Source organism: Tsukamurella sputi (assembly GCF_007858445.1).
GTDB classification, from domain to species: Bacteria; Actinomycetota; Actinomycetes; order Mycobacteriales; family Mycobacteriaceae; genus Tsukamurella; species Tsukamurella sputi.
On record NZ_VIGV01000006.1, the window covers coordinates 78,470 to 96,664 of the forward strand.

Annotated in this window: 17 protein-coding genes; 8 read left to right on the forward strand and 9 right to left on the reverse strand. The window is 72.0% G+C overall.

All coding sequences use genetic code 11. The features are described 5' to 3' along the window. Nucleotides 1–44 precede the first annotated feature (44 nt). Nucleotides 45–1,472 carry an aminobutyraldehyde dehydrogenase gene (locus FK268_RS17675; RefSeq protein WP_146436450.1) on the reverse strand — a complete coding sequence of 476 codons (1,428 nt, stop codon included), beginning with the start codon at nucleotides 1,470–1,472 and terminating at the stop codon, nucleotides 45–47. A gap of 115 nt (nucleotides 1,473–1,587) precedes the next feature. Here FK268_RS17675 and FK268_RS17680 point away from each other — a divergent pair, with 115 nt between their 5' ends. Continuing rightward, entirely contained in the window at nucleotides 1,588–3,096 is a 1,509-nt protein-coding gene (locus FK268_RS17680; protein ID WP_146436452.1) for a PucR family transcriptional regulator, read from the forward strand. On the opposite strand, the gene FK268_RS17685 is transcribed toward FK268_RS17680, so the two are convergent. Then, complete coding sequence (locus tag FK268_RS17685; protein ID WP_146436454.1) at nucleotides 3,067–3,705, reverse strand: TetR/AcrR family transcriptional regulator; 639 nt, start codon at nucleotides 3,703–3,705, stop codon at nucleotides 3,067–3,069. The two genes, FK268_RS17680 and FK268_RS17685, sit on opposite strands and share 30 nt — an antisense overlap. A gap of 119 nt (nucleotides 3,706–3,824) precedes the next feature. On the opposite strand from FK268_RS17685, the gene FK268_RS17690 reads away from it, so the two are divergent. Next, on the forward strand, nucleotides 3,825–4,802 hold the full coding sequence (locus FK268_RS17690) for a nitrilase-related carbon-nitrogen hydrolase (RefSeq protein WP_146436456.1): 978 nt from the start codon (nucleotides 3,825–3,827) through the stop codon (nucleotides 4,800–4,802). Continuing rightward, nucleotides 4,799–5,818: an agmatine deiminase family protein gene (locus FK268_RS17695; protein WP_146436458.1), complete on the forward strand. Its 1,020-nt coding sequence runs from the start codon at nucleotides 4,799–4,801 to the stop codon at nucleotides 5,816–5,818. Before FK268_RS17690 ends, FK268_RS17695 begins: the two co-directional genes overlap by 4 nt. Nucleotides 5,819–5,824: 6 nt before the next feature. Here the strand turns inward: FK268_RS17695 and FK268_RS17700 are convergent, their stop codons facing one another. After that, nucleotides 5,825–6,412, reverse strand: coding sequence for a TetR/AcrR family transcriptional regulator (locus FK268_RS17700; protein ID WP_146436460.1), 588 nt, complete (start codon nucleotides 6,410–6,412; stop codon nucleotides 5,825–5,827). Nucleotides 6,413–6,568: 156 nt separating this feature from the next. Here FK268_RS17700 and FK268_RS17705 point away from each other — a divergent pair, with 156 nt between their 5' ends. The 3 genes from FK268_RS17705 to FK268_RS17715 all read left to right on the forward strand — a co-directional run bounded on the left by FK268_RS17705 (nucleotide 6,569) and on the right by FK268_RS17715 (nucleotide 9,705). Further along, a complete protein-coding gene (locus FK268_RS17705; RefSeq protein WP_146436462.1) occupies nucleotides 6,569–8,632 on the forward strand; it encodes an alkyl/aryl-sulfatase in 2,064 nt (687 codons plus the stop codon). Between the two features lie 66 nt (nucleotides 8,633–8,698). Then, the gene (locus FK268_RS17710; RefSeq protein WP_146436589.1) at nucleotides 8,699–9,418 is read left to right on the forward strand and encodes a sulfite exporter TauE/SafE family protein; all 720 of its coding nucleotides are present in this window, start codon (nucleotides 8,699–8,701) and stop codon (nucleotides 9,416–9,418) included. A 77-nt stretch (nucleotides 9,419–9,495) separates the two neighbouring features. Next, nucleotides 9,496–9,705 (forward strand): sigma factor-like helix-turn-helix DNA-binding protein, encoded by a 210-nt coding sequence (locus FK268_RS17715; RefSeq protein WP_146436463.1) that lies wholly within the window; start codon nucleotides 9,496–9,498, stop codon nucleotides 9,703–9,705. A gap of 3 nt (nucleotides 9,706–9,708) precedes the next feature. On the opposite strand, the gene FK268_RS17720 is transcribed toward FK268_RS17715, so the two are convergent. Genes FK268_RS17720 through FK268_RS17730 form a run of 3 tightly spaced genes read right to left on the reverse strand, consistent with a single transcriptional unit; the run spans nucleotide 9,709 to nucleotide 12,967 of the window. Continuing rightward, a complete protein-coding gene (locus FK268_RS17720) occupies nucleotides 9,709–11,175 on the reverse strand; it encodes a flavin-containing monooxygenase (protein WP_146436465.1) in 1,467 nt (488 codons plus the stop codon). Next, nucleotides 11,172–12,089, reverse strand: a complete 918-nt coding sequence (locus FK268_RS17725) for a patatin-like phospholipase family protein (protein ID WP_146436467.1) — start codon at nucleotides 12,087–12,089, stop codon at nucleotides 11,172–11,174. Before FK268_RS17725 ends, FK268_RS17720 begins: the two co-directional genes overlap by 4 nt. Then, nucleotides 12,086–12,967, reverse strand: a complete 882-nt coding sequence (locus FK268_RS17730; RefSeq protein ID WP_146436469.1) for an SDR family oxidoreductase — start codon at nucleotides 12,965–12,967, stop codon at nucleotides 12,086–12,088. Before FK268_RS17730 ends, FK268_RS17725 begins: the two co-directional genes overlap by 4 nt. Nucleotides 12,968–13,027: 60 nt before the next feature. On the opposite strand from FK268_RS17730, the gene FK268_RS17735 reads away from it, so the two are divergent. Then, a complete protein-coding gene (locus FK268_RS17735) occupies nucleotides 13,028–13,645 on the forward strand; it encodes a TetR/AcrR family transcriptional regulator (protein WP_146436471.1) in 618 nt (205 codons plus the stop codon). A gap of 7 nt (nucleotides 13,646–13,652) precedes the next feature. Here the strand turns inward: FK268_RS17735 and FK268_RS24275 are convergent, their stop codons facing one another. Next, a complete protein-coding gene (locus tag FK268_RS24275) occupies nucleotides 13,653–13,799 on the reverse strand; it encodes a hypothetical protein (RefSeq protein ID WP_158636140.1) in 147 nt (48 codons plus the stop codon). 162 nt (nucleotides 13,800–13,961) lie between these two features. Between FK268_RS24275 and FK268_RS17740 the strand changes: the two genes are divergently transcribed. Continuing rightward, nucleotides 13,962–15,260: a lipase family protein gene (locus FK268_RS17740; RefSeq protein WP_158636141.1), complete on the forward strand. Its 1,299-nt coding sequence runs from the start codon at nucleotides 13,962–13,964 to the stop codon at nucleotides 15,258–15,260. On the opposite strand, the gene FK268_RS17745 is transcribed toward FK268_RS17740, so the two are convergent. Then, on the reverse strand, nucleotides 15,261–16,481 hold the full coding sequence (locus tag FK268_RS17745; RefSeq protein ID WP_146436474.1) for an HNH endonuclease: 1,221 nt from the start codon (nucleotides 16,479–16,481) through the stop codon (nucleotides 15,261–15,263). 182 nt (nucleotides 16,482–16,663) lie between these two features. Next, nucleotides 16,664–18,121 carry a hypothetical protein gene (locus tag FK268_RS17750; protein ID WP_146436476.1) on the reverse strand — a complete coding sequence of 486 codons (1,458 nt, stop codon included), beginning with the start codon at nucleotides 18,119–18,121 and terminating at the stop codon, nucleotides 16,664–16,666. Nucleotides 18,122–18,195 lie beyond the last annotated feature (74 nt).

Below are 18,195 nucleotides of genomic sequence, written 5' to 3' on the forward strand. Positions count from 1 at the left end.
GAGGGCCTTTCTCGGCGGGTGGTGATCGGCGGTCGGGCGGAGGGTCAGTCGTTGCTGCTCATGACGTGCTTGATTCGGGTGTAGTCCTCCAGGCCGTACGCCGAGAGGTCTTTGCCGTAACCCGAGTGCTTGAATCCGCCGTGCGGCATCTCCGCGACCAGCGGGATGTGGCAGTTGATCCACACCGCGCCCGCGTCGATCCGGATGCTCATCCGGTTGGCGGTGGCGTGGTCGGTGGTCCACACGCTGGACGCCAGGCCGTACTGCACGCCGTTCGCGAGGGCCACGGCCTCGTCCTCGGTGGCGAAGGACTGCACCGTGATGATCGGTCCGAAGGTCTCCTCCTGGACGATCGGATCGTCCTGTCGCACCCCCGTGATCACGGTCGGCGCGACGTAGAAGCCCACCTCGCCGACCCGCTCGCCGCCGGTCGCGACGTTCGCGTGCGCGGGGAGCGCGGCCAGTTTGTCGAGGACGGCGGCGAAGTGGCGGCTGTTGTTGAGGGCGCCGTAGAAGGCGTCGGGGTCGTCGGGCGCGCCGGGCCGGAGGGTCTGCGCCTGCGCGACGAGGGCGGCCAGGAAGTCGTCGTGGACGGACTCGTGCACGATCGCGCGGGTCGCGGCGGTGCAGTCCTGGCCGGCGTTGAAGAACGCGGCCTGGGCGATGCCCTCGGCCGCGCGGGCGACGTCGGCGTCGGCGAAGACGACGGCGGGCGCCTTGCCGCCGAGTTCGAGGTGGGCGCGCTTGACGTCGGCGGCGGCCGCGGTCGCGACGGCCATGCCGGCGCGGACCGAGCCGGTGATGGCGACCAGGCCCATCGCGGGGTCGCTCACCAGCCGGGAGCCGACGGCACCGTCGCCGAGGACGACGTTGAAGACGCCCGCCGGAAGGATGTCCTGCGTGAGCCGGGCGAGCACCAGGGTGGACTCGGGCGTGGTGTCGGAGGGCTTGAGCACCACGGTGTTGCCCGCCGCGAGGGCGGGCGCGATCTTCCAGATCGCCATCATGAACGGGTAGTTCCACGGGGTCACCTGCCCGACGACGCCGATCGGCTCGCGCCGCACGTACGAGGTGAAGCCCTCCATGTACTCGCCCGCCGAGCGACCCTCGAGCATCCGGGCGGCGCCCGCGAAGAAGCGCACCTGATCGGCGCAGACCAGCACCTCCTCGGACTTCACCAGGGCGGCGATCTGCCCGGTGTTGCGCACCTGGGCCGCGACGATCTCGTCGGCGTTCGCCTCGATGGCGTCGGCGAGCGTGAGCAGCGCCGCCTGTCGCGCGCTCGGCGTGGTGCGGCCCCAGGTGAGGAAGGCGCGCTCCGCGGCGGCGACGGCCGCGGCGATCTCGGCCTCGGTCGAGACGGGGGAGACGGCGACCACGGTCTCCGTGGCGGGATCGACGATATCGATCGAGTCGGGGGAGGCGGAGTCGACGAAGGCGCCGTCGATGTAGTTCTGGAGGCGGTCGGACATCGAGAGCTCGTTCCGGTCGGCGGTCAGGGGTCTTCCCACTGTGCGCTGGGTCACTGCGCCCCGCATCTGCCATAATGGCGAAATCATCGACGATGGTTCGACGAAATGGAGCGGCATGGCGGTCACGGTGCGCTGGCTGCTCGCGCAGCGCGACCTCGGGCTGGGCCTGCGCGCGGGGGCCGCGGCGATCGACGTCCCGATCTCCTTCGTCATGACCACCGAGCTCGCGGATCCCACGCCGTGGCTCACCGGCGGCGAGATGCTGCTGACCACCGGCATCGGCATTCCGCCGGGCGACGAGGGCTGTCGGGACTACGTACGGCGGCTCACGGGGCGCGGCGTCTCCGCGGTGGGCTTCGGCGTGGGCGTCTCGCGGGAGAGTGCCCCGTCGGCCCTGGTGGCGGCGGCCGACGAGGCGGGTCTCCCGCTCGTCGACGTGCCCCTGCCCACGCCCTTCGTGGCCGTCGCGCGCACCGTCATCGACGAGATCGCCCGGCGTGCGAACCGCTCCCAGGTGGCCGCGGGCCGCGCGCAGCAGAGGATGACCCGCGCGGCGGTGGCGGGCGGACCGTCGGCCACGCTGCGCGAGCTGGCGGTGGGCTGCGGCGGCGCGGCCCTGCTCCTGGATCGCGGCGGGAGGGTCGTGCAGTCGCACCCCGCCGACGTCGACGCCGTCGCCTCGCGCGAGGTCGGCGCGCAGGCGCGGACCCACCCCACGGCGTCGGCGGTCGGTCCCGGGACCTCCGGCGGCCGCGGGACGATCGTGACCCAGCCGATCCGCGTGGGCGACCGGGGGCACGGGCACCTCGGTGTGGTGCTGCCGCACGAGCCGCTCGCGACCGACCACGTGCTCATCGGCCACGCCAATTCGCTGCTCGCGCTGGACTTCGAGCGACCGCTCCGGCTGCGGTTCGCGCAGTGGCGGATGAACGCCGCCGCGCTGCGGCTCGTGCTGTCCGCGGGGACCGAGCTCGACGAGGCCGCGCAACTCGTGGCGGAGGCCGCGGACCCGTCGGGCGTGCGGGCGTTGGTGATCCGCGGCGGCGCCCCGGACGTCGTGGTCGCAGCGGTACGGGCGGCGCTGTACGACGCGGGCCGCCCGGTCTTCGTCGCGGACGCGGAGCGTGCGGGCGGCGTCGTGGCGCTGCTCGGCGGGGGCGACGGTCCGGGCTTCGCGGACGGGCTGGTCGCGGGCCTGACGCCCGCCGAACGCGGCCGGCTGCAGCTCGGCCTCGGGCCGTCGCATGGACCGGGCGCCGTCGCCGAGGCCGTCGCCGCCGCCGAGCTCGCGGCCCGCGCCGCCCGGCCGGGCGGCGGCACCGTCGACGCCTCCGCGCTGGCCGGGCGCACCCTCGTCACCGAGCCGGGCACCCGGGAGGCGCTCGCGCGGCTCGACCGGGCACTGCTCGAGCCGCTGCGCGCGCACGACGGCGGGCTGGTGGAGGCGCTGCGCGCCTATCTCGACCATCACGGGCAGTGGGAGGGCACGGCCGCCGCGCTAGGCGTGCACCGGCACACCGCGCGGGCCCGGGTGGCTCGGGCGGAGGAGCTCCTGGGCGTGGACCTGAAGTCGGCCCGGGTGCGGGCCGAGCTGCTACTGGCGCTGCTGCTCGGCGACGAGTAGCGCCCGCAGACCGTCGATCAGCGCCGCGAGACCCAGGTCGAAGGCCTGCAGGGACCGTTCCGGGCCCGACGGTGCCGCCGCCACCGCGCGCCGCAGGTCCTCGGTGCCGGCCTCGTCGTCGACGCGGATCGGCTCGTCGGGCGCCGAGACGTCGAGCGCGGCGCCGAGCAGGAAGTTCTCGACGGCCACGACGATGCCCATGACCAGTCCCTCGGGGAAGCCCGCGCGGAGCAGGCCCGACGTGGCGGCGCTGTACATCGCCAGGTTCTGATGGCCGCCGATGGTCTCGGTCGCGAGCAGCCGCACCGCGGACGGGTGGGCGGCGAAGGCGTCGCGGTAGGTGCGCGCCCAGGTGTCGAGCGCCTGGTCCCACGGCAGCGCGTCGAAACAGGTGGCGTCGATGTCAGCGGTCACGAGGTCGCGGACGAGGCCGATCACGGCGGCGCGGCCGTCGGCGTGGTGGTAGATCGACGAGACCGTCACGCCGAGCCGGCGGGCGAGGTTCGGCAGGCTGAAGTTGCCGTCGCGATCGACGAGTTCCAGCGCGGCCGCGCCGATCGAGGCCCGGTCGAGCTGCGGGGTGCTCGGGCGGCCGGCGCGTCTGCTCACCTGCGTGAACCTACCGGATCCCGGCACTAATCGAAAGGTTGTCGATTGAGGTCTTGTGGCGACGGCCACACCGGTCTATCTTTAATCGAAAGCCTATCGATTAAGCCTCAGGAGACGAGATGGAGCTCATCCTCGCGCCCGGTGTCCCGGTGTCGCCCGCCCGCGTCGAGCAGCCGGAGCGCGCCCCGCTCCGGGTGGGACTGGTGCAGCACCGCTGGCACGACGACGCCGCCCTCCTCGCCCGGGAGCTCACCGACGGGATCGGGCAGGCGGCCGCGGCGGGCGCCGAGGTGGTCTTCCTCTCCGAGATCACGCTGATGCAGTACCCCGCCTTCGAGCGCGGCGGCGCGCAGCCGAGCAGGCTCGCCGAGGACCTGCTCACCGGGCCGACGTTCACCTTCGCCGCCGCCGCGGCGAAGCAGCACGGCGTCGTCGTGCACGCCTCGCTGTACGAGCGGCATCCCGACGCCGAGCCGCTCGGCTACAACACCGCGATCATGGTCTCGCCGTCCGGTGAGCTGCTCGCGAAGACCCGCAAGCTGCACATCCCCGTGACCGCCGGCTACTACGAGGACACCTACTTCCTCCGGGGTCCGTCCCAGGCGGACGGCGCCGAGCCCTACCCGGTGCACACGCCTCCTGAGCTGGGCGGCGCGCGCTTCGGCCTCCCGACCTGCTGGGACGAGTGGTTCCCCGAGGTGGCGCGCGCCTACTCGCTCGGCGGCGCCGAGGTCCTCGCCTATCCCACGGCCATCGGCTCCGAGCCCGACCACCCCGAATTCGACACCGCCCCGCTGTGGCGGCAGGTGATCGTGGGCAACGGCATCGCGAGCGGCACCTTCATGGTGGTGCCCAACCGGTGGGGCGACGAGGGTGCGATCACCTTCTACGGCAGCTCGTTCATCTCCGACCCGTACGGCCGCATCCTGGTCGAGGCGCCGCGCGACGCCTCAGCCGTCCTCGTCGCCGACCTGGACCTGGACCAGCGCCGCGACTGGCTCACGCTGTTCCCGTTCCTCGCGACCCGCCGCCCCGACACCTACGGCGCGCTCACCGAGCCCGTCGAGGCCAACGGCCCGCTGGGAGGTGCGAAGTGAGCTGGCGCATGCCGTCGGAGACGGCCCCGCAGACCCGCACCTGGATGGCGTACCCGTCCGCCGGCTACTCGCTCGGCGACACCGCCGAGGAGCACCACGCCGCGCGCGCGACCTGGGCGGCGGTGGCGAACGCGATCGTCGACTTCCAGCCCGTGACGGTCGTCGTCGACCCCGCGGAGCGCGAGGCCGCGGGGCGGTACCTCTCGGACCGGGTCGACGTGGTGGAGGCGCCGCTCGACGACGCCTGGATGCGTGACATCGGCCCCACCTTCGTGGTCGACGAGGCGGGCCGGCTGGGCGCCGTCGACTGGGTCTTCAACGGCTGGGGCGGCCAGGACTGGACGCAGTGGGACCGCGACGGCCGGATCGGGCGGTTCGTCGCCGAGCTCGCCGGGGCCGAGTACATCGGGTCCGAGCTGGTGGGCGAGGGCGGCGGCATCCACGTCGACGGTGCCGGAACGGTCCTGCTCACGGACACCGTCCAGCTCGATCCGGGCCGCAATCCGGGGTGGACGAAGGAGCGGGTCGAGGCCGAGCTGGAGCGGACCATCGGCGCAACGCACGCCGTCTGGCTGCCGTACGGGCTCACCCGGGACTACGACACCTTCGGCACCCGCGGCCACGTCGACATCGTCGCGACGATCCCGTCGCCGGGCACCGTGCTCCTGCACGACCAGCGCGATCCGTCGCACCCCGATCACGAGCGCTCCACACACCTGCGCGACGTGTTGGCGGGCTCGACCGACGCCGCGGGGCGCTCCTTCGAGGTCGTCCCCGTTCCCGCGCCGACGGTGCTCCGCGACGACGAGGGCTTCGTCGACTACAGCTACATCAACCACGTCGTGATCAACGACGCGGTGGTGGCGTGCTCCTTCGACGACCCCAACGACGCCGTGGCCGTGGAGGTGCTGGCCGCGGCGTACCCGGGGCGCGAGATCCGCACCGTCGACGCGCGGCCGCTGTTCGCCCGCGGCGGCGGCATCCACTGCATCACGCAGCAGCAGCCCGCGGTCTGAGCGGGCTCAGTGGCCCGCGGAGGCCGCGAAGACCGCGCTGAGCAGGTGGGCCTGGATCCGCGTGCACTCGGCGTCCGGCAGGTGGAGCCGCTCGGCGAGGTGGAAGAGGGTGCTCCAGGCGAGGACGGTGTCGATCGCATCGAGCAGGCCGGGGTCGGCGGGACCGTCGAGCTCGGGGGCGAAGGTGCGGGCCCAGTTCGCCCGGATCCGCGACTCGGTGCCGGCCATGGACGCGTCGATGGCCGGCACGCGGGCGGCGGAGACGAGGCCCACGGCGCGGACGTGTCGCTGCAGCTCGTAGATCGCCGCGCTCTGCGCGACGGCGGCGTCGATCCGGAGCGCTAGCGGCTGGTCGGGAGCGATCTCGGCGATGCGCGCCCGGACGCGGTCCGCCTGGACGGCGGCCGCGGCGGTCTGGAGATCGTCCAGGGTGGGGAAGTGCACGTAGAGGGTGCGCTCGGAGGCGCCGGCGTGGGCCGCGATCTCCCTGGCCGTGGGATTCGCTCCCCCGTCCGAGAGCAGCGCGAGGGCGCTGTCCACGAGCGCAGCGCGCGTCTCCTCCGGGTTGCGGCGACGGCGCGCGGCCCGTGTCATCCGATGCTCTCCTCGTGGTGGATCCGGCGGGCGCGGTGCGCCCGGTCGCCACCATTGTGGCGGAATGCTGCTCGGATCGAGCTTATTGCAGGCATACTGCAGTAGTGACGTAATGCAGTGATACTGCAATATCCCTCGAGCCGAACCAGGACAGACATGCGCGACCGCAGCACCCCGCCCGCCGATCCGACCGTCGTCTCCCGCCGCCGCGTGGTGGGGCTCGGCGCGGCCGCCCTCGCCGCCCTCGGTGTGGGGGCCACCGCCTCGTGCTCGTCGGACAGCGGCTCGGGCGGTGCGGGCGGGAGAGTGGAGCCGTCGGCGAACCGGACGGAACCCACCACGTACGTCGCCGAGGCCAACCGGAAGGTCCGCGAGACCCTTCCCTTCTCCGACACCGCCGACTTCGCGAACGCCGACCGCGGCTTCCTCCGCGCGCTCGAGCCCGGCGTGATCAAGGACGCGCAGGGCAGGACCGTGTGGGACGTGAACGCCTACGGCTTCCTCCGGGGCGAGTGCCCGGATTCGGTGAATCCCAGCCTGTGGCGGCAGTCGCAGCTCAACACGCGGCAGGGCCTCTACGAAGTGGCTCCGGGCATCTACCAACTGCGCGGACTGGACCTCTCGGTGATGACGGTGATCGAGGGCGCGACCGGCATCGTGATCATCGACCCGCTGATCTCGAAGGAGACCGCGGCGGCGGGCCTCGCGCTGTACCGGGCGCAGCGCGGCGCCGAACGACCCGTCGTCGCCGTCGTGTACAGCCACTCGCACATCGATCACTTCGGTGGCGCGCACGGCGTCACGACGGCCGACGAGGTGGCGGCCGGGCGGTGCGCGGTGATCGCGCCCGCGGGGTTCATGGAGGAGGCCGTGGCCGAGAACGTCTACGCGGGAACGGCGATGACCCGCCGCGCCACCTACATGTACGGTGCGGCGCTGCCCAAGGAGGCGCGGGGCACCGTCGGGTCCGGTCTGGGGCAGACGACGTCCCTGGGCGACAAGGGCCTCATTCCCCCGACGGTGTCGATCGAGCGGACCGGGCAGACGGAGACGGTCGACGGCATCGAGATGGTCTTCCAACTGACCCCGGGGACCGAGGCGCCGGCGGAGATGAACATCCACCTGCCCGCCCTGCGTGCGCTGTGCATCGCCGAGAACGCCTCCCACACCATGCACAACGTGCTCACGCTGCGCGGCGCGCTGGTCCGCGACGCCCGGGTGTGGGCGCGCTACCTCACCGAGACGATCAACCTCTACGGCCGCCGGGTGGACGTGTGCTTCGGCCAGCACCACTGGCCCACCTGGGGCACCGACGAGATCGTGAAACACCTGACGGCGCAACGCGACATGTACTCCTACCTGCACGATCAGACGCTGCGGATGCTCAATCAGGGATACGTCGGCAGCGAGATCGCGGAGCGGATCGAGTTGCCGCCGGCGCTCGAGAAGACATGGTCGACCCGCGGCTACTACGGCTCCGTCAGCCACAACGTGAAGGCGATCTACCAGCGGTACATGGGCTGGTTCGACGGCAATCCCGCGCACCTGTGGGAACACCCGCCGGTGGAGGGCGCCAAGCGACACGTCGAGGCCATGGGAGGTGCGGACGCCGCGCTGCGCGTGGCGCAGAAGGCCTACGACGACGGTGACTTCCGCTGGGCCTCCCAGGTGGCGAACTACGTAATCTTCGCCGACGACCGGAACGAGACGGCGAAGCGGTTGCAGGCGTCGACCTTCGAGCAGCTGGCCTACGGCACCGAGAACGCGACCTGGCGGAACTTCTACCTCATGGGCGCGTACGAGCTGCGGCACGGGAAGATCCAGCCCTCGGCCGCCGCCGCGACGCCGAGCCTCACTGCGGCGCTGACGGTCCCGCAGCTCTTCGACTCCGTGGCCCTGCGGATCGACGGACGCAAGGCCTGGGACGTGGTGGCCGTCGCCGATTGGCGGATCACCGACGGCTCCGGCGAGATGTACCGGACCGAGCTCCGCAACGGCGTGTTCACGCACTTCCCGACCGCCGGGTACGAGGGCCTGCCCGCCGCGGGAACCACCGTGGAGGTCACCAAGCCGGCACTCGTGCAGCTGCTCGGCGGGAAGGACCCCGCAGATCTGGTGAAGAGCGGGCAGCTGACGATCACCGGGGACTCCGCGCCGCTCGCCGCCCTGCGCACCGTGACCGACAAGCCCGACCCGAGCTTCTCCATCGTCACCCCCTGACTGCGGTGTTCTCGCAGGTAGTGTGCGAGAGGTGAGGAGTCGAGGACGGTGCTGACGCTCGCCGCGATGGTGCTCGCCGGCTTCGGCGCCGGACTCATCGGTTACATCACCGGGCTGGCCTCGCTCGTCTCCTACCCGGCGCTGCTGGCTTTCGGCCTGTCCCCGGTCTCCGCGAACGTCACGAACACCGTGGCCATGGTCGCGGTGGGTGGTGGCTCGATCGCCTCGTCGGCGTCGGAGTTGCGGAAGAACCCCGCGCAGGTGCGCGTCCTGGCCGGCCTCGCGATCGCCGGTGGCCTGGTCGGCTCGGCGCTGCTCCTGCTGGCGCCGGGCAGCACTTTCGAGAACGTGGTCCCCGTGCTCATCGCCGTCGCGGCGATCGCCATCCTGCTGCAGCCACGCCTGCGCGAGCACCCCGACGTGGCGCGGCTGGCGCGGTTCTACCCGGCGGGCGTCTTCCTCGTGGCGGTGTACGGCGGCTACTTCGGTGCCGGTGCCGGCGTGATGATCCTGGCCCTGACGCTGCTGGCGACGAGTGAGCCGCTGTGGCGCGCGGCGATGCTCAAGAGCTACGTCCTCGGCCTCGCGAACCTGATGGCCGCCATCGGATTCGCGATCTTCGGTCCCGTGCACTGGCCCGCGGCGATCGCGATGGCCATCGGCGGCTTCGCCGGCGGCTGGTGCGGACCGCCCGTCGTGGCCCGGATCGATGCGGCTCGCCTGCGCGTCATCGTCGCCGTGTGCGGGCTCGGCCTCGCGGCGTGGCTCGCCCGGGTCTGGTTCTGACGGACTGCGACACGATCGCGACACGGCCGTGACGGCACGGAGGGGAGACCGCCGCACGCCTCTCGGAGGATCGGCGCATGATCGACTCCGACGCCGGACCCCGCCGCGGCCGGGGGTCCGCGGTGGACCGCCTCCCCGACGAGCTGCGGATCGTGCTCGTCCTACGGATCCTGCAGGGGCGCAGCGTGGCCGACTGCGCCGAGGTCCTGCTGATGACGGAGGACCAGGTGCGGCTCGTGCAGCACCGGGCCCTGTCCGTCCTCCGCGCCCACCTCGCGACGCCCTGAGCCTCAGGTGCGGTCTGCGGACCGTCGGACGTGGAAGTCCGCATCGTCGGGCGCGGAGAGCATGCGCACCATCGTCTTCCGATCGAAGGGCCACAGGTCGATGGATCCGCCCTCGGTGAAGTACCAGGAGTTGCAGCCGGTGTTCCAGACCGTGGGGCCCATCGCCTCGGCCACCTGCTCGTTGAACGTCTCGGTCGCCTCCTCGGTGACCTCGACCTCCGTGACCTCGCCACGACGGAACCGGTCCAGCCACTGCGCGATGTACCGCGCCGTGAGCTCGGCGGAGAACTGCAGGGAGATCGAGCCGGTCGGAGAGTTGGGGCCGAGCACGGTGAACAGGTTGGGGAAGCCCGGGATCGCCGTCATCCGGTAGGCACGCGGACCGTCGGCCCAGGCGTCGTCGAGCTTGCGCCCGTCGCGGCCCGTCACGCGCATGGGACGCATGTAGTCGTGCGCGCGGAAGCCGGTGGCGAGTACGAGCAGGTCCGCCTCGTGCAACCTTCCGTCGGTCGTCCGGACGCCGTCGGCCTCGATCCGCTCGATGCCCTCCGTCACCAGGGAGGCGTTGCGCGCCTTGAGCGCCGAGTAGTAGGTGCCGGAGACCACCTGGCGCTTGCAGAGCGGCTCGTAGTCGGGTGTCAGGTCCTCCCGCATCGACGACGGGACCTGGGCGCGCAGCGACAGCCGGGCGTAGGCCTGCACGGCACGACGGCGCCACGACGGCGTGGTCACGATGTCCGCGAGAATGCCCGAACCCCAGAGGAGGCCCTGGTGCACCTGGTCGAGCACCTTCGGCGCGCGGGAGAAGAGCTCGGAGATCAGTCCGAGCTGGGGCAGGCGCATCGGGGCCCACAGCACCCACTGCGGGGAGCGCACGAAGTGCGTGAGGTGCTTCGCCTTCGGCTGGAGCGCCGAGACCACCTGGACACCCGTTGATCCCGTGCCGATGACCGCGATCCTGCGGCCCTCGGTGCGGAGGGAGTCGTCCCAGCGGGCGGTGTGCACCACGTCGCCGTCGAAGTCGGCGAGGCCCTCGATGTCCGGGATCGCCGGGTTGTGCAGGACGCCGGTCGCGCAGACGACGACGTCGGCGCTCATGGTTTCGCCGGTGTTCAGTGTCAGCGTCCAGGTGGAGGTCGCGTCGTCGAACTCGGCGGCCAGAACCTCGGTGTTGCAGCGGATCCGGTCCGTCAGCCCCAGCCGGTCCACGACGTCGCGGTGGTACTGCTGGATCTGCGGGCCGGTGGCCCAGATCTTCTCCCAGTCCGGCTTCGGGGCGAAGGCGAACTGGTAGATCTGCGAGGGCACGTCGCAGGTCAGGCCGGGGTAGTGGTTCCAGAACCACACGCCGCCCACGTCGGCGCCCTTCTCCAGCACCACCCAGTCGGTGAAGCCCTGCTCCTGCAGCACGTACGCGGTGGAGATGCCGGCGACGCCGGCGCCGATCACCACGATGCGGGGCTCGGTCATCGTGCCTCCTCCAGGCCGCGGCGCACGGCGAGCGGGGCGGTGCGCCGCGCGGCCGCGAAGGCCGCCGCGCGCTTGCCACGGGCCATGAAGTTCGCGCCCAGGCCGGCGAGGTCGGCACCGTCGGGCGAGACGACGGTGACCTTCTGCCCCCGGGCGCGGGCCACGGCCACCTCGGACCAGAAGACCTGCGACATGGGGCGGCGCAGCACGGCGTACTCGAGCAGGCCCCCGACACCGGGGCCGCGGACGCCGGGCGCCGAGGCCATGGACACGACGGCGATGATCTCGTCCGCGTCGGCGGGCGTCACCAGGTCGACCGAGGCCGTCGAGGCAGCACCACCGTCGACGAAGGTGCGGCCGTCGATCTCGACGGGCGGCATCCACGCGGGGATCGCCCACGAGGCCCGGAGCGCCTCCCCGGCAGTGGCCTTCGGCGCACCGGGCGCGCCGAAGGCGACGCGCTCCCCGGTCGCGGGCTCGTAGGCCACCAGGCGTGCCTTGGGCGGCACGAGGGCCCCGGGCCCGACGGTGGCGTCGGCCAGCTCCTGCAGCCAGGTCGCATCGCCGCGGCCGCGCGGCGCTACGCCGGTGAGCGGGGCGTGCCCGCCGCGGCGGGTCCACAGTGTCGACGGATCGGCGGGCAGCGAGAACGGAATCCGCGGCAGCGGTGCCGGCGTCGCCGCCAGATGGTGCCGCAGCACGGGCGATTCCGCGCGGCCCTCCTGCATCGCGACGAGGTCCTGCACCGAGAAGGACTGCAGCGCCGTGATGATCTCCGAGCCCGCGGAGGTGCCCTGCAGCACGTCGAGGTCGCGGACGTCGATGCCGAGCTGTTCCTCGAGGGCGGCGAGCGCGGCGATGGTCCACGCCCCGCCGATGGTGCCGCCGCAGCCGATGACGAGCGCGCGGGTCACCGGGCCGCCTCCCCGTCGGCGAGCGCGGCGTGCTCGGAGGCCTGGCGGGCGATGCGGTCGGTGTAGGCCTTGCGGGCCTGCGCGTCGAGGTCGAGCGTCCGGCGGTCGTCGAGCAGCCTGCGGGCGAGCCGCTCGATCGGCTCGGGGACGAAGGCCTCGACGAGGCTCCAGCCCGGCGCGACCCACTTCGGCACCGAGGTCCGGGCCGCGCGGGTGCGGAGGGTGTCGAGGATCGCGGCGGCCACGTCCTCCGGGTCGACGGTCGGCATGCCCCCGCCGAGCTGTGCCCCGGAGGAGAGCTCCGTGCGGACCGCCGACGGCAGGATCGCACAGACGGTGACGCCGGTCCCGTCGTACTCGCGGCGAGCGGCCACGGACGCGCCGAGCGCGGCGAACTTGCTGGCGTTGTAGGTGACCATGCCGGGGATCGGGATCATCCCGGCCATCGACGCGACGTTGACGACGTGGCCGCGGCCCCGCTCGACCATGCCGGGGATGCCCGCCCGCATCCCGTTGAGCATGCCGCGCACGTTCACGTCGAGGATGAGGTCGGTGGTGTCCTCGGACTCCGCGTCGAAGGCGCCGAGCGGCATGACGCCGGCGTTGTTGACCAGCACGTCGATCGGCGCGTCGAGGTCGCCGATCAGCGCAGCCCAGGAGGCGCGGTCGGTCACGTCGAGATGCGCGGCGCGCGAGCCGGGGATAGTTGCCGCGGTGGCCTCCGCGACGTCGAGGTCCACGTCGGCGAGGACGACGCGGGCGCCGTGCTGCGCGAAGAGACGGCCGGTGGCGGCGCCGATCCCGCGCGCGCCGCCGGTGACGACGACGAGCGCACCGTCGAGTCGCGCGAGGTGGTCGGTGGAGGAGAACAGGTTCATGCGACCGACAGTATCCGAATACTAGCGGTTTTTGAATACCCTCTGACGTATTCTTCTCGCGTGGCCAGGCTGACGAGGACGGAACAACGCGCGCAGACGCGCGCCGACCTGCTCGTCGCCGCGCGGGACCGCTTCCTCGAAGTGGGGTACGCCGCCGCGAGCCTTGAGGACATCGCCGATCGCGCCGGGTATTCCAAGGGGGCCGTCTACTCGAACTTCGTCGACAAGCCGAACCTGTGCCGCGAGGTGCTGCAGGCGATACACGAGGAGAAGGCGGCCGAGATCGAGGCGCTGGCGACCGCGCCGGGGCAGGTCTCGGAACGGATCGACCGGTTCTCCGACTGGGTGGAGCGGACTCTCGGGGACGTCGGCTGGACGATGCTCGAGCTGGAGTTCATGGTGGTCGCGCGGAACGATCCCGAACTGCGCGCCATGGCGGTGGCGCTGCGGAACTCGCTGCGGCAGGCGGTGGTCGACGGGCTGACGGGCCTGCTCGATGTCGAGAACGCCGGGGCCGTGGACGGCGAGCAGATCGCGTACGCGGCCGACCTGATGCTGAGCGCGGGCGTCGGCATGGGCATCCACCGCGCGCTGGACCCGACCATTCCGACGGAGTCCCTGGTGGCCTCGTTGCGGACGACGCTGGCGCTCATGGGCGTCCAGTCGGTCTCCGGGTAGTGCGGGGTCAGAGCAGCACCAGTGCCTCGCGGTGCACCGCGACGGCGCGCCCGTCGTCGAGCTTGACCGAGACCGTCTCGTCGTCGTCGGCGAGCAGCACCGTTCCGTAGGTCAGCGCCTCGTCGCGGAGCTGCACTCGATCGCCGGGGGTCATGGCGTCACCTCTTCTGCCGTGTGAATGTGCAAACGTAGCCCGCCGGCCCGGATCTTGAGGCCGGTTCATCGGATGTTCACGAACGGCGAATGGGACAGATTCTTCAGATCTGTCCCAAATGCGTGTAGGGTCGCTCCGAACGCCCGATCAGGAGGACGCGACATGACGGCTGTGCAGAACCGCACGGACCTCGCCGAGCAGTGGCCCGCACCCGCGGAGCCGCAGATGGTGGGCTCCGACCCGTTCTTCGACGCCCCGTCGGGCTTCGAGGACGCCCCCGAGGGCACCGTGCTGCGGTACCGCGACGTGAGCATCGGCTTCCTCGGCCGGATCAAGCAGAAGGTGCGCGCGACGCAGCTGCTGTACCGCACGGTCAATATGCACGGCGTCCCCGAGGTCACCGTGACCACGGTGATCAGCCCGCTGCGCGGCGCGAAGGCCGGGGCCCCACTGGTCTCCTACCAGTGCGCGATCGACTCGCTGCACCCCAAGACCTTCCCCTCCTACGTGCTGCAGCACGGCGTGCGCACCGAGGACGCCTCGTTCCCGCAGATCGAGTACCTCTTCATCGCCGCGGCCGTCGCGAAGGGCTGGACCGTCTCGGTGCCCGACCACGGCGGCCAGGCCGGCCGCTGGGGCATCCCGCGCGAGCCCGGCTACATGGTGCTCGACGGTCTGCGCGCCGCGCTCTCGCACGAGCCGCTCGGTCTCGCCGCCGATACCCGCCTGGGTGTCTGGGGCTACTCCGGCGGCGGCCTGGCCACCTCCTGGGCTGCGGAGATCGCACCGTCGTACGCGCCCGAGCTGAACCTGATCGCCGGGGCCGTGGGCGCGCCCGTCTCCGATCCGGGCAATGTCTTCGTCTACCTGAACAACACCTTGTTCACGGGCCTGCCGACGCTGGTGATCGCGGCACTGGCCCGCGAGTACCCGACGCTGCGTGAGGTGCTCGCCGAGCACGTGAACGACAAGGGCCGCAAGCTCTTCTACGAGGACGCCCTCGACTGGTCGCCCGAGCGCGCCATCCGCAAGATGGCGCACAAGGACTTCGGGTACTACTGCGACATCCCCTTCGAGGACATCGCCCGGCTGCCCAAGCTGCTCGAGATCTTCGACGACATCCGGCCCGGCCAGTCCGCGCCCACGATGCCGATGCTCGTGGTGCAGTCCACCAAGGACCAGATCTCGCCGGTCACCGACGCCGAGGCGCACGTCGGGCGGTACTCCGCCGGCGGCACGCACGTCGAGTACGTGACCGACCAGTGGAGCGACCACTTCTCGATGCACTTCCTGTCGGCGCCGATGCTGCTCGGCTGGCTCGCCGACCGGCTCGACGGCAAGCCCGTCGCCGCCGCCGGGCACCGGCACAAGCGCACCATCATGGCCTCGCCGCAGCAGCTTGGCCGCACACTGCGCCTCGTCGGCACGCTGACCCGCGTGGGGCTCGGCCGCCGAATCTGATCACGCCGCCTGTCGCGGTGCCGTGGACCGGTGCACATGCCCCGTGGGTGTGCGGGTTTCGACGGTGTGCCGTCCGCTCGGGTCGGGGGTGACGGTGCTGTGCCAGCCGGCGGCTTCTTTGGCGTAGTTGCATGCTGCGCAGAGGCCTTGGCCGTTGTCGAACTCGGTGGGACCTCCCGCGGCGTGGGGGACGATGTGGTCGGTGTGGGCGATGGGTGCGTCGCAGTACGGGGTGCGGCAGTACCGGTCCCGCGCCCGGATCATCTCCGCCAGTCCGTCCGGGAAGCAGCGTTGCCGCGAATCCATCGCCACGACCGCACCGGACTCCGGGGCGATGTAGAGCCGTGTGACCCAGGCGATGCCGGCGGCGGTGGCTTTGCCGACGAGGTTGCGGGCGATCTCCGCGGGCATGGTGCCGCCGCCGTCGAGCTGCGCGGTGCCGGGCCGATCCCCGAGGAGCACGGTGGCGGGGATGGTCAGGTTCACCGTCACCGGCTGCCCGGCGGCTGCCTCGCGGCCGGTGATCCGCGCGAACGCGGTATCCGCCATGATCTGCCCGCGTGTGCGCAGGTCCACTCCGACGCCGAGGAGCGTGGCGGCGTGCTTGCGCAGCGCCGCATAGACGCCGACGCCCTGCGCGACGGGTAGCAGCAGCGACACCCGCGCCATCCCGTCCGGCAGCGGCAGGATGGTGACGGTGCGGTCCTTCTCCGCGGCGGCGTTGCGGTCGAGGGTCGCCTGGGCGTCGAGCTCGTAGGCGAGCTTCTTCACCAGATCCGAGATCCGGCCCAGCCCGCACCCGGCCAGAGTGGCGGGGTCGGCGCACAGCAGCTCGTCCGCCCGCTCCCGATCCGAGACGTTCAGATGAGACAGACCCGCCACCAGGATCGGGATCGCCTCCGGGGCCAGGTCACCGGCGTACAACCGTGCCCGGGTGTGCGGCAGGTGCTTCTCCAGCTCCACCGCCCGCGCCAGGAACCGAGCGGCCGTGTGCGGCGACATCCGCAGTGCCAGCCCGACCTCCGCCGCCACACCCTGCCGCCACCGATCCTGCGGCAACCCGGACGCAGCCCGTTCGCACACCCGCTCCCGCAGCAGATCCACTGCGAGCTCGTACTGTTCGAAAGCGAGCCGACACCGCCGCACATGACTCGAACGCAACCGTTCCGCCACTAGCGCATCAGGAGGCGGATCCACCTCTACCGCAACATCTTCTTCCATACCCGAACGCTACGCCGCCCCACCGACAAGTTTTCGATAGTGTGTGACGATTCGAATATTTCGTGAGTCGTGAGTCGTGAGTCGTGTGGCAGGTCAGAGGTGAACCGCGCCGACCCACGGTGACGCTCGGCTGCGGCTCGAGCCGGTCCGTCGCCCGGCCGGATGGAGAGCCCGCCGTCCGGTCAGCGCGCCGGAGTCGTCGTGGTCGTCGTGGCGGCCGCCGCGGTGGTGGTCCGCTTCGGCCGCGTGGTCGTGGTGGTCGCCGGCGTCTCCGCCTTTGTCGTGCTGGCCGGGGCCTCGGTCGTGGTCGTCTTCGGTGCGGTGGTCGTGGTCCGCGTCGCCGGAGGTGCCGAGGTCCCGGGGTTCGTCGTGGTGGTCGTCGTGGGCTTCGTCGTGGTGGTGGACGGCGCCTGAGAGGGCGTCGTGGAGGTCGTGCGATCGGTGGTCTGCGTGGTCGTCCTGGATTCCGTGCCGTCGGATTCGGTGCTCCGCGCGGCCGATGTCGCGGAGGTGCTCGCGTCCGTCGTCTTCGTCTTCGCCGTGGTGGTCGTCGTGGTCGTCGACGGTCGGGCGCGGCTCGCCGGGACGCTCACGTCGACGTCCTCGCCGAGCGCCCGCACCACGTCTGCGCGGGTGCCGTTGTAGACGCTCGCACCGGCGATGGCCCGGGCGGACGGGGCGAGAACCGTCTTGTCCCGGTTCGGGTTCCACTCCCCGTCGCCGCCCGGGAGCGCCGTCACGACGTCCGCCCGGCCCGACGCGGGCATCGCCGCGAGGACCGTGCCCGGGTAGACGGGCGGCGCGATGTAGCGGACCGTCGGCGTGGCGTCGTAGGCCAGCCAGGGCGTGACCACCCGGGCCTGATCCCGTGCCGCGACGGGGCGCCCGGGCGTGACCGCCCACACCGGCACGAACGGATCGTCCTGGAACCGCGGATTCGGCCGGGCGTGCGGATTCCGGGGAACGTTCAGGCCGATCGAGACGGAGATGATCGGCTGCAGCCGCGGACGTTTCCAGTCGCGCGGATACACCCACATCAGCGGGACGTCGGCGCGGAACCCGGAGTCGAACCAGGGCTTGGGCCACGACGGCCGTTCCCAGGGCTTCGGCTGGCCCGGGTACCACGGGCGCACGCCGAGCTGGCGCCCGTACAGCGTCCAGCAGGTCTGCGACTGCACCTCCGTACCCGCGACCCAGTCGTTCCACCGGCCGGTCTCGCAGATCTGCCGGTAGGCGGCGATCTGGTGCGGCGTGTAGTTCCACGGCCGCGTGTTGACGGGCCGCGTCAACTGCGGAGGCGGCGGCGCGACCTCCGGCGGCGCGACCGGCAGCCCGGGCACGGCGGGCGCCTTCGGGTAGTAGACGGTGGTCCCGTCGGAAGTCGCGGTGACGGTGCCCTGCTCGAGCCCCGCGTTCGCGACCGCCTGCGCGGCGACGGGGTCGCCGACCACCGCTACGTTCTTCTCCGGCACCGGGACACCGTCGGTCTGCCAGGCTCCCGGATTGGCGGAGAAGTCCTCGCCCTTGATCTGGGAGAAGGCGACGGAGCTGTCCTGGTGATCGTCGCTCGAACCGCAGGCGGTGAGCGAGGTCGCGGTGAGGAGGGCGGCGGCCACCGCACCCAGATGCTTCGCGTTCATGACGGATCCCGTTTCGATCGGTCGGAGCTGCAAGCGCTGGTTTCGTAACGCCGATTACCTGGGGCCAGTCGATC